Source organism: Pseudomonas sp. 9_2_1, from assembly GCF_059295275.1.
Genome location: NZ_CM181239.1, coordinates 25,965 through 38,239 on the forward strand (window position 1 = coordinate 25,965; position 12,275 = coordinate 38,239).

A 12,275-nucleotide genomic window follows, 5' to 3' on the forward strand; every position below is an offset into this window, starting at 1 on the left:
GGAAGGTGGGGATCAGGCTTGCTGGCGGTGCTGCTTTTCCAGCTTCTTCTTGATCCGGTCGCGTTTGAGCTGCGACAGGTAGTCGACGAACAGCTTGCCGTTGAGGTGATCGAATTCGTGCTGAACGCAGACCGCCAGCAGGCCTTCGCATTCCAGCTCGTAAGGCTTGCCGTCGCGGTCCTGGGCCTTGACCCGTACCCGCAGCGGGCGGTCGACATTCTCGTAGAAGCCGGGCACCGACAGGCAACCTTCCTGGTACTGGCCCATGTCGTGGGTCAGCTCTTCCACCGTGGGGTTGATGAAGACCCGCGGTTCGCTGCGGTCTTCGCTGAGGTCCATGACCACAACCTGCTTGTGCACGTTGACCTGGGTCGCGGCCAGGCCGATGCCAGGGGCTTCGTACATGGTTTCAAACATGTCGTCGATCAGCTGACGCAGGGCGTCGTCGAACTCCGTCACCGGTTTGGCGATGGTGCGCAGGCGCGGGTCCGGGAATTCGAGAATGTTCAAGATGGCCATAAGGTCAGGCAGTCACTGTGCGGTCGGTTGAAAACTGAGCACACATAATAAAGGGAAACGGCGATTTCAGCACCTGGCAACCTCGTCTAGGGTGTCTATGGGCGTAATAGCCCCCAGTCAATGGACAGCTTTTCAAAGTGTTACCCACAAAGTTATCCACAGTTTGTGCCACGTAAATGGCCCTGCTTTGATCAAGGATGATCTTAATGTCGATTTACCATTCGTCGCCTTGCCCGCCTGCCGAGCTGGAAGCCCGGCTGCGTTTGCACCGCCTTCCAGAAACCGGGTTGAGACGCTTTCGTAACCTGATCGATGCGTTTGGCTCGGCCTCCTCGGCACTATCTGCACCGGGTTCGGCCTGGCGTGCACTGGGCATTCCCCAAGTTACTATCGATGCTCGGCGCAGTGCCGAAGTGCGCGATGGCGCGTTGGCTGCAATGGCTTGGTTAGAGCGTCCGGGCCAGCATTTACTGATGTGGGACGACCCGGACTACCCTGCCCTGCTGGCTGAAATCGATGACGCACCGCCGCTGCTTTTCGTCGCCGGCGAACCGGCGCTGTTAAACCGTCCCCAGTTGGCAATTGTGGGCAGCAGGCGTGCCACACCGCCGGCCCTGGATACGGCTGGCGCTTTTGCACGCTATCTGGCGCAAGCCGGTTTCACCATTACCAGCGGGTTGGCCGTTGGCATTGATGGCGCCGCTCATCGGGCCGCATTGAAGACCGGAGGGAGCACGATTGGTGTGCTCGGCACGGGGTTGCAAAAACTTTATCCACAGCGCCACCGCGAGTTGGCCCAGGCCATGATCGAGACCGGCAGTGCGCTGGTTTCCGAGTACCCGTTGGATGCCGGGCCGCTGCCCGGCAACTTCCCCCGGCGCAATCGCATCATCAGTGGTTTGTCGCTGGGCGTGCTGGTGGTCGAGGCCAGTCTGGCCAGTGGTTCGCTGATTACGGCGCGCCTGGCGGCGGACCAAGGCCGCGAGGTGTATGCCATACCGGGCTCCATTCACCATCCAGGCGCCAAGGGCTGCCACCAGCTGATTCGTGACGGCGCGCTGCTGGTAGAGACGGTGGAGCAGATCCTGCAAACGCTGCAGGGCTGGCAGAACCTGCCGCCCGACGTTGCGGAAAAATTCGACCATCCCCTGCTCGCCCTGCTGCACGCCGCGCCACAGACCAGCGAAAGCCTGGCCCATTGCAGCGAGCAGCCGCTGGCCGCCGTATTGGCGCAGCTTACCGAGCTGGAGCTGGAGGGCCGGGTCAGCAATGAAGCCGGGCGTTGGTTTGCCCGCGCGGGCTAAGTACACTGCTCACAAGCAAGGTATATAGGCGGGGAGACACAAATGGTGAGCAGTTTTCGTGTGCAACAAGCCGCACGTGAGATCCGGGCGGGCGCGGTGATCGCCTACCCGACGGAAGCGGTCTGGGGCCTGGGCTGCGACCCGTGGAACGAGGACGCGGTGTATCGGTTGCTGGCGCTGAAATCGCGCCCTGTGGATAAAGGCCTGATCCTGATCGCCGACAACATTCGCCAGTTCGACTTTTTGTTCGAGGATTTCCCCGAAGACTGGATCGACCGCATGGGCAGCACCTGGCCGGGGCCGAACACCTGGCTGGTGCCGCACCAGAACCTGTTGCCCGAGTGGGTGACCGGGCAGCATGACACCGTGGCGTTGCGGGTCAGCGATCACCCGGTGGTGCGTGACTTGTGCGCGCTGGTGGGGCCTTTGATTTCCACCTCGTGCAACCCGGGCGGGCGCCCGGCGGCGAAGACGCGGTTGCGGGTGGAGCAGTACTTCCATGGCCAGCTGGACCTGGTGCTGGGTGGGGCGCTGGGGGGGCGGAAGAATCCGAGTGTGATTCGGAACTTGGCTACTGGTGAGGTTGTGCGCCCGGGCTGATATCGCTGGCGAGGGCTTCGCCGGCGTGCGCGCCCCGGTCGATCGCCGGCGAGCCAGCTCCCACAGGTACTGCACAAGACTTGAAACCGGCGCGATCGGTGTGGGAGCTGGCTTGCCGGCGATTGGGCCGCAAAGCGGCCCCAGTGGCTCTGCAGATTTTTCTGATTTTTTCTTGAAAGGCTGTCCAGCTTGCGGATTGGGAAATATCCTACGAGCCGCGTCCCCTGCCATCACCTTCTCAGTGGGAACCAGTGTCTCTAGGCTTCATCCATCGCTGAATACCTTGGCGATCGGGTGTGGTAGCCCGGATGCATTTTTTCCATGGCAGTCTATGGCGGCTGTGCGTGGGAGGCTCTTGAGCCTGCCTGGATTGGAAAATGCCCGGGTCTACCACCTCGCGTACAGTCGCCACCCATTCACGTGGTAGTGATGGTTGGCGGCATTGAGGAGCATTTTCCAATGATGAAGAAAATAGTCCCCGATCCACCCCTTCCCTGCACCTCCACCCGCCCCTTTGGCCGCTGCGACGCCGGCCATGACCCGCTCTTCACCGTAAACCCGAACATTTCCGCCGAGGACGCTCTGGTCCACGTAGCCCTGTACCTGCGCAGCGCCTACGAGACCGGCTACAAAGCCCTGGACTACATGCGCGAAGAAGGCCGTGGCATGTTCTGGTCGAACCTGCATGCAATTGAAATGGCAGAAGGTGTGATTGAGGCGATACTCGATGGCATCGAGTCGACTCCACCAGCGACAAAGGGTGTCTGAAATGAAAAGCCACTCTGGTTTCAACCATCACCTGGATGAGACCGCGCACTTACTTGCAGGTGGAAGAAACGCAAGCCGGCTTCGTGCTTCTATCGCGCAGCTCAAAAGTGTTCGTGAAAAAACGCCGTGTGAGCTGCTCGTTGAATCTTCAATGCTTTTACTGACGCAATCGCCGGCAAGCCGGCTCCCACAGGGATAGCGCTGTACTGGAGGCCTACGCAGTACCTGTGGGAGCGGGCGCGCCCGCGAACACCGGCAAAGCCGGTGCCATCCACCGCGGCGGCTGCTTCGCGGGCATGCCCGCTCCCACAGGGATGGCGTTGCACTCAAGATCGGTGCAGTACCTGTGGGAGCGGGTTCACCCGCGAACACCGGCAGAGCCGGTGCCATCCATCGCGGTGGCTTCTTCGCGGGTAAACCCGCTCCCACAGGGAACGTGTGTGGCTCAGGGAATTAGTACAGTCGATCCAACAGTCCGCCGCGCCGACAGCTCCGCCTGCGCCTTCCCCGCCTCACTCAGCGGATACCGCTGCTGGATATCCACAACCAATTTGCCACTGCCAATCATCGCAAACAGGTCATCGGCCATGGCCTGGGTGTTCTCGGCATTGTTGGCATAGGTTGCCAACGTCGGCCGGGTGACATACAGCGAGCCCTTCTGCGCCAGAATCCCCAGGTTCACTCCGCTCACCGCACCCGAGGCATTGCCAAAGCTCACCATCAACCCACGCGGTTGCAGGCAGTCCAGCGAGGTCAGCCAGGTATCGGCACCGACGCCGTCATACACCACCGGGCATTTCTTGCCATCGGTCAGCTCCAGCACCCGCTTGGCCACGTCTTCATGGCTGTAGTCGATGGTCGCCCACGCGCCCAGCGCCTTGGCCCGCTCGGCCTTTTCGGCAGAGCTCACGGTGCCGATCAACTTGGCCCCCAACGCCTTGGCCCACTGGCACGCCAGCGAACCCACACCACCCGCTGCGGCATGGAACAGGATCACGTCACCTGCCTTTACCTCATAGGTCTGCTTCAGCAGGTACTGCACGGTCAAACCCTTGAGCATCACCGCCGCCGCCTGCTCGAAGCTGATGTTGTCGGGCAGCTTGACCAGGTTGGCCTCAGGCAGCGTATGCACTTCGCTGTACGCGCCCAGCGGGCCGCCGGCATGGGCCACGCGGTCGCCGACCTTGAGCCGGGTCACACCCTCGCCCACAGCCTCGACCACACCGGCCGCTTCGGTGCCCAGGCCGGAAGGCAGGGACGGCGGCGCATACAGCCCGCTGCGGAAGTAGGTATCGATGAAGTTCAGGCCGATCGCATGGTTACGCACACGTACCTGCTGTGGCCCGGGCGGGGTGGGTTCGAATTCCACAAACTGCAGCACTTCCGGGCCGCCATGCTGGCTGAACTGGATACGCTTGGCCATCTCGCACTCCTGTACTCGGGATCGGGAAAAGGCCTTCTATCGGACGCCTTTGCTTGATCGCCGTCAACTGCGGCGCGCGGGTTGGCGGTGGTATGCTACGCGGCGAATTCTTCCCCGCCCGTTCCTGGTGACCCGATGACTAGCCGCACCGAGGCCGTGAAAGCCTACCTGCTCGACCTGCAAGACCGCATCTGCTCTGCCCTCGAAGCCGAAGACGGCGGTGCCCGCTTCGTCGAGGACGCCTGGGTGCGCGAAGCCGGTGGCGGGGGCCGTACGCGGGTGATTGGCGAAGGCAAGCTGATCGAGAAGGGCGGGGTCAACTTTTCCCATGTGTTCGGCAGTGGCTTGCCGCCTTCGGCAAGTGCCCATCGCCCCGAACTGGCAGGCCGTGGCTTCGAGGCCTTGGGCGTGTCGCTGGTGATTCACCCGCACAACCCGCATGTGCCCACTTCGCACGCCAACGTGCGTTTCTTCATTGCCGAAAAGGAAGGTGAAGAGGCCGTGTGGTGGTTCGGCGGCGGTTTCGACCTGACCCCTTACTACGGCAATGAAGAAGACTGCATCCACTGGCACCGCGTGGCCGAGCAGGCCTGCGCGCCGTTCGGCGCCGATGTGTACCCGCGTTACAAGGCCTGGTGCGATCGCTACTTCCACCTCAAGCACCGTGGCGAGCCACGCGGCATCGGTGGCTTGTTCTTCGATGACCTGAACGAGTGGGACTTCGACACCTGCTTCGCCTTTATCCGCGCCATCGGCGATGCCTTCGTCGACGCGTACCTGCCGATTGTCCAGCGTCGCAAGGACACGCCCTTCACCCCGGCGCAGCGCGAGTTCCAGGAATACCGCCGCGGCCGCTACGTGGAATTCAACCTGGTCTACGACCGTGGCACCCTGTTCGGGCTGCAGTCCGGTGGCCGCACCGAGTCGATTCTGATGTCGCTTCCGCCGCAAGTCCGCTGGGGCTACGATTGGAAGGCCGCGCCGGGCAGCGAAGAAGCGCGCCTGACCGAGTACTTCCTGCAGGACCGCGACTGGCTTGGCCAGTAAGCCTGTGGACAACCAAGGAATCGTCATGGACCAGTACGTCGTTTTCGGTAACCCCATCGGCCATAGCAAGTCGCCGCTGATCCATCGCCTGTTCGCCGAGCAGACCGGCCAGGACCTGGAGTACGCCACGTTGCTGGCGCCGCTGGACGAGTTCAGCGACTGCGCGCGTGGTTTCTTCAAGCAAGGCAGTGGCGGCAACGTCACCGTGCCGTTCAAGGAAGAGGCCTACCGCCTGTGCGACAGCCTGACCCCGCGTGCCCAGCGCGCTGGCGCGGTGAATACCCTGAGCAAACTGGCCAACGGTACCTTGCAGGGTGACAACACCGACGGTGCAGGCCTGGTGCGCGACCTCACCGTCAATGCCGGGGTCGAGCTGGCGGGCAAACGCATTCTCATTCTCGGGGCCGGTGGTGCTGTGCGGGGCGTGCTGGAGCCAATTCTGGCGCACAACCCGCAATCGCTGGTGATCGCCAACCGTACCGTGGAAAAGGCCGAGCAGCTGGCGCGCGAGTTCGACGAGCTGGGGCCAGTGGTGGCCAGCGGGTTTGCCTGGTTGCAGGAGCCGGTGGACGTGATCATCAATGCCACTTCGGCGAGCCTGGCAGGCGAGATGCCGCCGATTGCCGACAGCCTGGTCGAGGCGGGGCGAACGGTCTGCTACGACATGATGTATGGCAAGCAGCCGACACCGTTTTGCCAGTGGGCTGCGAACCTGGGTGCGGCCAAGGTGCTGGATGGGTTGGGGATGCTGGCCGAGCAGGCGGCTGAGGCGTTCTTTATCTGGCGTGGGGTGCGGCCGGATACGGCGCCGGTGTTGGCTGAATTGCGCCGGCAGCTTGCTCGAGGCTGAGATTGCCGGGGCCGCAAAGCGGCCCCACGGCTCACTCCTCAAACCGTATCGGACACAGCGCCACCCCTTCCAGCTTCTGCAACTCCTCGATGACCTGCGGCCTGGCCCGATGCAAGGTCAGGCTTCCGCCAGAGCGCATCAACCGCCGCGCCTCGCGATGCAACATATCCACACCCGAGTAGTCGATAAAATTCACCTGCCGCGCATCGATCACCACATGCGGCCCCTGGCAGCGCTGCAAGCGGACCTGCAGGTAATGCGCCGCGCCAAAGAAGATCGACCCGCCCACCCGCAGCACGTCCGCTTCCCCTTCACGGCTCTGCTGCACCCGTGGCCGTGAGGTTCGCTTGAGGTAGAAGAACAGCGAAGCCAGCACCCCGGCATAAATTGCTGTCTGCAACTCCAGCAGCAGGGTCGCCGCCGCTGTCAGCAGCATGACCAGAAACTCCGAGCGGCTGACGCGGAACAATGCCCGAATCCCCCGATGGTCAACCAGCCCCCAGCAGATCAGCAGGATACTCCCGGCCATGGCCGGGATCGGCAGGTGCGCGATCAGCCCTGCCCCGGTAACCGCGAACAAGGCCACCCACAGCGCCGAAAACACCCCGGCCATGGGCGAGCGGGCGCCTGCCTCATAACTCAGGCCCGAGCGGGTGAAGGACCCGGCAGACAAATAACCCGAGAAAAAAGCCCCGGCGATGTTCGACAGGCCCTGTGCACGTATTTCCTGATCAGGGTCGATCAGCTGTTCAGAGCGTGCCGACAGCGAGCGGGCAATCGACAGGCTGGTCACCAGCCCCAGCATGCCCACCGCCACGGCGCTGGGCAGCAGGCGCAGCATGAGTTCCAGGTCCAGTAACGGCAGCGGGCTGAAGGGCGGAAGCTGCCCGGTGAAGGCTGCCACCCGCGGCACATGGCCAAACCAGCCTGGCAGCAGCCAGGCCACCACGCTGACCAGAATCAGACTTATCAACAGGCTGGGCCATCGTGGGCGCCAAAGCTTGCACGCTATGCCGATCGCTACAGTAGCCAGGCCCAGGGCCAGCGCTGGCCAGTCGACCTCACCGGCATGGCTGGCCAGGTCCTGCACGGTTTTCAGCGCCGTGGCCTGGCTTGGCAGGTTCATGCCCAGCAGGTTGGGCAGCTGGCCCAGGGCGATGACGATGGCCGCGCCGAGCGTGAACCCCAGCACGACGGAGTGGGAAACAAAATTGACCAGTGCGCCGAAGCGCAACAGCCCCAGCAGTAACTGGAAGATGCCGCCGAGGAACGTCAGCAGCAGCACCAGGGTGACGTAATCGCTGCTGCCGGCCACGGCCAGCGGGCTGATGCTGGCGTAGAGGACGATGGAAATGGCGGCAGTCGGGCCGCAGATCAGGTGCCAGGACGAGCCCCATAGGCAAGCGATCAGCACTGGCACGATGGCGGCGTAGAGGCCGTATTCGGCGGGCAGGCCGGCGATCAGGGCATAGGCGATGGACTGCGGCAGGGCGAGGATGGCACCGCTCAGGCCTACCAGCAGGTCCTGGCGCAGGCTGCGGCCCGATTGGCGCGGGAGCCAGGAGAGGAAGGGCAGCAGGTGAGTGAGGCGATGCATGGGTTATCCACATTCCTTAAGTTGCACTGTCCCTCTGTGGGAGCGGGTTCACCCGCGAATGCGTCGGTAGCCTCACTGCCGCATTCGCGGGTGAACCCGCTCCCACAGGATTGGTTTACAGCTTGGTTTTTACTGCTTCGTTAGCATCCCCGCCACTTTTGGTAGTCACCCCAGCCAGCCATCCTTCCAGCAATTCAGGGTGCGTCTTTACCCAGGCCCTGGCCGCGTCATCGAAACTTATCTTCTGGTCCACAACCTCGGCCATGATGGTGTTTTCCATGTCCAGGGTGAACTTCAGGTTACCCAGCAGCTTTGCCGCGTTCGGGCAGGCTTGTGGATATCCTTTGCGCGTCAGGGTGAAAACCTCGCCCTTGCTGCCGAACCATTTTTCGCCGCCAGTCAGATAATGCATCTTCAGCTTCACGTTCATCGGGTGCGGTGTCCAGCCGAGGAAGGTAATGAACTGCTGCTTCTTGGCGGCACGGTCTACCTGGGTGAGCATCGCCTGTTCGCTGGATTCCACCAGCTTCCATTGGCCGAGATTGAATTCATTGTTGTCGATGATCTGCTTCAGCGAGAGGTTGGCGGGCGCGCCAGAACCGATCCCGTACAGTTTCTTGTCGAACTGATCGGCATGTTTCTGCAAGTCGGCGAAGTCCTTCACCCCCGCGTTCCACACATAGTCGGGCACCGCCAGGGTGAACTCGGTGCCTTCCAGGTTGCGCGACAGCTGCTGCACGTCGCCATTGGCAATGAATTTGTCATGGAACCCCTGGTGCGCCGGCATCCAGTTGCCGAGAAAGGCATCGATCCGGCCATCCTTGAGTCCGCCGTAGATGATCGGCACGGCCAGGCTGTCGATTTTTACCTGGTAGCCCAGGCTTTCCAGCAACAGGCGGGCTATGGCATTGGTCGTGGCGATGTCGCTCCAGCCGGGGTCGGCCATTTTCACGGTGCTGCATTGCGCGTCGCTGTCGGCGGCATTGGCCGTAATGGCGGCCAGGCTAAGGGCCAGGGCTAACACGGTGGCGGGGAACTTGTGCATGGCGGCCTCTCTTCTCAATCCATGGGTGCGGGCTGTGGATAACGTGCCTTGCGCTCGAGGTCATCGAGATCGATATGGTTGCGCATGTACTGTTGGCTGGCGTCCACCAGCGGTTGGTGGTCCCAGCTTTTCAGCTTGCCGATGGCCAATGCCTCGGCCACCAGGCGGCGTCGGCGCTGGCTGGCGAGAACCTGCTGGCGCAGACTGGGGATATCCCAACGCTGCCTGGCTTCATCGGCAAATGCCTGCAGCAGCGCCTGGTGGTCCGGGCTGCCGGTGAGGTTCTCCCGCTCGTTCGGGTCGCGGCTCAGGTCATAGAGTAGCCATGGGTCGTCTTCGCTGTACACGAACTTGTACGGCCCGCGGCGGATCATCATCAGCGGGCCGACAGTGCCTTCTGCCATGTACTCGCCGATCACTTCGTCGTGGCCGCCCTGCCCTTGCAGGTGGCCGAGCAGCGAGCGACCGTCCAGGTGCAGGTGGTTATCCACAGCCCCGCCGGCCAGTTCGACCAGGGTTGGCAGCAGGTCGCAGGTCGAGACCGAGGCGCCGATCCGGGCGGGGGCAAAGCGTTTCGGCGCGTGGATCAGCAGCGGTACCCGTGCCGACATCTCGAACCAGTGCATCTTGTACCAGAGGCCGCGCTCGCCAAGCATGTCGCCATGGTCACCGGAGAACACGATCAGCGTGTCGTCGGCCAGGTTGCATTCTTCCAGGGTCTGCAGCAACTGGCCGATGTTGTCGTCGATGTAGCTGCAGGCGCCGAAGTAGGCCCGGCGGGCGTCGCGAATCTTGTCCACAGGCAGCGGCTTGTTCCACAGGTCGTAGACCTTGAGCAGCCGCTGCGAGTGCGGGTCGAGTTGTTGCTGACTGAACTCGGCGCTTGGCATGGGGATATCCACACCTTCGTATCGGTCCCAGTAGCGTTTGGGGATGGTGTAGGGGTCGTGCGGGTGAGTCATGGATACCGTCAGGCAGAACGGCCGGCCATCATTTTCACGCACATGGTCGTACAGGTACTGACGGGCCTTGAACACCACTTCCTCGTCGAAATCCAGCTGGTTGGTGCGCACGCACGGGCCGGCCTGCAGCACCGAGGCCATGTTGTGGTACCAGCTTGGGCGCACGTCGGGTTCATCCCAGTTCACCGCCCAGCCATAGTCGGCCGGGTAGATATCGCTGGTCAGGCGCTCCTCGTAGCCGTGCAGCTGGTCGGGCCCGCAGAAGTGCATCTTGCCCGACAGTGCCGTGCGGTAGCCCATGCGCCGCAGGTAATGGGCATAGGTGGGTACGTCAGCCGGGAAATCGGCGGCGTTGTCGTAGGCACCGATACGGCTGGGCAACTGGCCGCTGACCAGGGTGAAGCGCGATGGCGCGCACAGCGGGCTGTTGCAGTAGGCCGAATCGAACACCACGGCATGCTCGGCCAGGCGGCTGAGGTGCGGCATCTGGATTGGCGAAGGGGCGTAGATCGGCAGCAAGGGTGCGGCCATCTGGTCGGCCATGATGAACAGGATATTCGGGCGCGTCATGCTGGCTTCCATCGTTGAGGATTATGCGAATCGCTTGCCTACCAAGATGCGACTGTGGATAACATGGGTAAAGCCCACGGCGGGCAATGACTGGGATTAGCCACACTTATGTTTGATCAGCTTGCGCAGGTGTCGCTGGATACCCTGCGGGTGTTCGAGGCCGCAGCGCGCCTGCGCGGCTTCACCGCAGCGGCCTTGGAGCTGGGCACCACACAGCCGGCGGTGAGCCAGCAGGTAAAGCGTCTGGAGGCGCAACTGGGTACGCGCCTGTTCGACCGAATTTATCGGGGCATCGAGCTGACCGAGGCCGGCCAGGTCCTGTTCGAACAGGTGCATCAGGGCCTGCAGGCCATGGACGACGGCATCGCCCTGGCCAGCGGGCGCGGCCAGCGCGAGGTGCTGCAGGTGGCCACTGACTTTGCCTTTGCCGCGTTCTGGCTGATGCCACGGCTGCAACGTTTTCACCAGGCTTATCCACAGGTGGATGTGAGCCTGGTCACCGGCGAGCGCAGCCAGGGCATGCTGCGCCCGGACATCGATGTGGCAGTGCTGTTTGGCGACGGGCGCTTTCACCAGGGCGAAAGCCGATGGCTATTCGATGAAGAAGTGTTCCCGGTTTGCAGCCCCCGGCTGATTCATGGCAAACCCTTGTCAGCCGTGGCTTTGCAACGTTTGCCATTGCTGCATCTGAAGGGCGAGCTGGCCAGCCGCTGGTTCGATTGGGCTGGCGTGTTTCGCGGGTTCGGCGTGGCCAGCCCGCCGCCGGCGGGGCAACTGCGATTTGATAACTACACCTTGCTGATCCAGGCGGCGATTGCGGGCCAGGGGGTGGCGATTGGCTGGGGGCACCTGGTGGATGGGCTAGTCGAGCAAGGGCTGCTGTGTCGGCCGCTGGACGGCAGTTTGCGCTCGGCCCGGGGGTATTATGTGGTGCTGCCACCGCGCAAGCGGCGTAGTGCGTTGATCGACCGGTTTGTGGGGTGGCTGGAGCATGAGCGCAGCCTTTGAGATTCTGGGGCCGCTTTGCGGCCCATCGCGACGCAAGGCCGCTCCTACACAGATCGCTTGCCCCTGTAGGAGCGGCCTTGTGTCGCGATGGGCTGCGCAGCAGCCCCGGCAATCTAGACTACGAAGTTAAGCTGTTCGCCCACCTTTTCAACTGCATCACCCCTGCAGGCAGGTGGTGATGGTTCGACCGCAATCAGGAGTTACCGTGCAGAGGATCAAGGGTTACCACGCCCACGTTTACTACGACGCATCGACCATGGAGCAGGCCCGGGAACTGTGCGAGGAGGCGGCGCGGCTGTTTCCGGTGACCATGGGGCGCATGCACCAGAAACCGGTAGGGCCACACCCGGACTGGAGCTGTCAGCTGGCGTTCGGGCCAGAGGTGGTTGGGGTGGTGTTGCCTTGGCTGGCGCTGTACCGGAAGGGGTTGGTGGTGTTCATGCACCCGGAAACCGGGGATGAACTGGCGGACCACCGGGATCATGCGATCTGGATGGGGGCTGTGAGGCCTTTGAAGCTGTCTATTTTCGGTGGATAGAATTTTATAACCTGTACCGGCCTTTTCGCGGGTTAACCCGCTCC

At 62.8% G+C, this 12,275-nt stretch carries 12 protein-coding genes; 7 read left to right on the plus strand and 5 right to left on the minus strand.

Going from position 1 to position 12,275, the window contains the following annotated elements; all coding sequences use genetic code 11:
• Positions 1-12: 12 nt before the first annotated feature.
• Positions 13-519 carry a peptide deformylase gene (gene def, locus AC5O5I_RS00115; protein WP_051097836.1) on the minus strand — a complete coding sequence of 169 codons (507 nt, stop codon included), beginning with the start codon at positions 517-519 and terminating at the stop codon, positions 13-15.
• Positions 520-725: 206 nt separating this feature from the next.
• Here def and dprA point away from each other — a divergent pair, with 206 nt between their 5' ends.
• The 3 genes from dprA to AC5O5I_RS00130 all read left to right on the plus strand — a co-directional run bounded on the left by dprA (position 726) and on the right by AC5O5I_RS00130 (position 3,191).
• A complete protein-coding gene (gene dprA, locus AC5O5I_RS00120) occupies positions 726-1,823 on the plus strand; it encodes a DNA-processing protein DprA (protein WP_172229403.1) in 1,098 nt (365 codons plus the stop codon).
• A 42-nt stretch (positions 1,824-1,865) separates the two neighbouring features.
• Positions 1,866-2,423, plus strand: a complete 558-nt coding sequence (gene tsaC / locus AC5O5I_RS00125) for an L-threonylcarbamoyladenylate synthase type 1 TsaC (RefSeq protein WP_172229401.1) — start codon at positions 1,866-1,868, stop codon at positions 2,421-2,423.
• A gap of 459 nt (positions 2,424-2,882) precedes the next feature.
• Complete coding sequence (locus AC5O5I_RS00130; protein ID WP_172229407.1) at positions 2,883-3,191, plus strand: hypothetical protein; 309 nt, start codon at positions 2,883-2,885, stop codon at positions 3,189-3,191.
• A 445-nt stretch (positions 3,192-3,636) separates the two neighbouring features.
• Here the strand turns inward: AC5O5I_RS00130 and AC5O5I_RS00135 are convergent, their stop codons facing one another.
• The gene (locus tag AC5O5I_RS00135) at positions 3,637-4,614 is read right to left on the minus strand and encodes an NADPH:quinone reductase (protein WP_494511892.1); all 978 of its coding nucleotides are present in this window, start codon (positions 4,612-4,614) and stop codon (positions 3,637-3,639) included.
• Positions 4,615-4,749: 135 nt separating this feature from the next.
• Between AC5O5I_RS00135 and hemF the strand changes: the two genes are divergently transcribed.
• A complete protein-coding gene (hemF, locus tag AC5O5I_RS00140) occupies positions 4,750-5,661 on the plus strand; it encodes an oxygen-dependent coproporphyrinogen oxidase (protein ID WP_172229397.1) in 912 nt (303 codons plus the stop codon).
• 25 nt (positions 5,662-5,686) lie between these two features.
• A complete protein-coding gene (gene aroE, locus AC5O5I_RS00145) occupies positions 5,687-6,511 on the plus strand; it encodes a shikimate dehydrogenase (protein WP_172229395.1) in 825 nt (274 codons plus the stop codon).
• Between the two features lie 31 nt (positions 6,512-6,542).
• On the opposite strand, the gene AC5O5I_RS00150 is transcribed toward aroE, so the two are convergent.
• The 3 genes from AC5O5I_RS00150 to betC all read right to left on the minus strand — a co-directional run bounded on the left by AC5O5I_RS00150 (position 6,543) and on the right by betC (position 10,685).
• Positions 6,543-8,108 (minus strand): SulP family inorganic anion transporter, encoded by a 1,566-nt coding sequence (locus AC5O5I_RS00150; protein ID WP_172286168.1) that lies wholly within the window; start codon positions 8,106-8,108, stop codon positions 6,543-6,545.
• A 115-nt stretch (positions 8,109-8,223) separates the two neighbouring features.
• Entirely contained in the window at positions 8,224-9,153 is a 930-nt protein-coding gene (gene choX / locus AC5O5I_RS00155) for a choline ABC transporter substrate-binding protein (protein WP_172228911.1), read from the minus strand.
• Between the two features lie 14 nt (positions 9,154-9,167).
• Entirely contained in the window at positions 9,168-10,685 is a 1,518-nt protein-coding gene (betC, locus tag AC5O5I_RS00160; RefSeq protein WP_494511893.1) for a choline-sulfatase, read from the minus strand.
• A 108-nt stretch (positions 10,686-10,793) separates the two neighbouring features.
• Between betC and AC5O5I_RS00165 the strand changes: the two genes are divergently transcribed.
• A complete protein-coding gene (locus AC5O5I_RS00165; protein ID WP_494511894.1) occupies positions 10,794-11,693 on the plus strand; it encodes a choline sulfate utilization transcriptional regulator in 900 nt (299 codons plus the stop codon).
• A 205-nt stretch (positions 11,694-11,898) separates the two neighbouring features.
• Entirely contained in the window at positions 11,899-12,231 is a 333-nt protein-coding gene (locus AC5O5I_RS00170; protein WP_172228917.1) for a DOPA 4,5-dioxygenase family protein, read from the plus strand.
• The last annotated feature ends 44 nt before the right edge of the window (positions 12,232-12,275 follow it).

What these genes read in the sequence shown, in the direction of transcription:
- choX (WP_172228911.1), bottom strand. Translation starts at nt 9,153, where the DNA reads ATGCACAAGTTCCCCGCCACCGTGTTAGCCCTGGCCCTTAGCCTGGCC.
- betC (WP_494511893.1), bottom strand. Translation starts at nt 10,685, where the DNA reads ATGACGCGCCCGAATATCCTGTTCATCATGGCCGACCAGATGGCCGCA.
- AC5O5I_RS00135 (WP_494511892.1), bottom strand. Translation starts at nt 4,614, where the DNA reads ATGGCCAAGCGTATCCAGTTCAGCCAGCATGGCGGCCCGGAAGTGCTG.
- AC5O5I_RS00165 (WP_494511894.1), top strand. Translation starts at nt 10,794, where the DNA reads ATGTTTGATCAGCTTGCGCAGGTGTCGCTGGATACCCTGCGGGTGTTC.
- AC5O5I_RS00130 (WP_172229407.1), top strand. Translation starts at nt 2,883, where the DNA reads ATGATGAAGAAAATAGTCCCCGATCCACCCCTTCCCTGCACCTCCACC.
- hemF (WP_172229397.1), top strand. Translation starts at nt 4,750, where the DNA reads ATGACTAGCCGCACCGAGGCCGTGAAAGCCTACCTGCTCGACCTGCAA.
- aroE (WP_172229395.1), top strand. Translation starts at nt 5,687, where the DNA reads ATGGACCAGTACGTCGTTTTCGGTAACCCCATCGGCCATAGCAAGTCG.
- AC5O5I_RS00150 (WP_172286168.1), bottom strand. Translation starts at nt 8,108, where the DNA reads ATGCATCGCCTCACTCACCTGCTGCCCTTCCTCTCCTGGCTCCCGCGC.
- def (WP_051097836.1), bottom strand. Translation starts at nt 519, where the DNA reads ATGGCCATCTTGAACATTCTCGAATTCCCGGACCCGCGCCTGCGCACC.
- tsaC (WP_172229401.1), top strand. Translation starts at nt 1,866, where the DNA reads ATGGTGAGCAGTTTTCGTGTGCAACAAGCCGCACGTGAGATCCGGGCG.
- dprA (WP_172229403.1), top strand. Translation starts at nt 726, where the DNA reads ATGTCGATTTACCATTCGTCGCCTTGCCCGCCTGCCGAGCTGGAAGCC.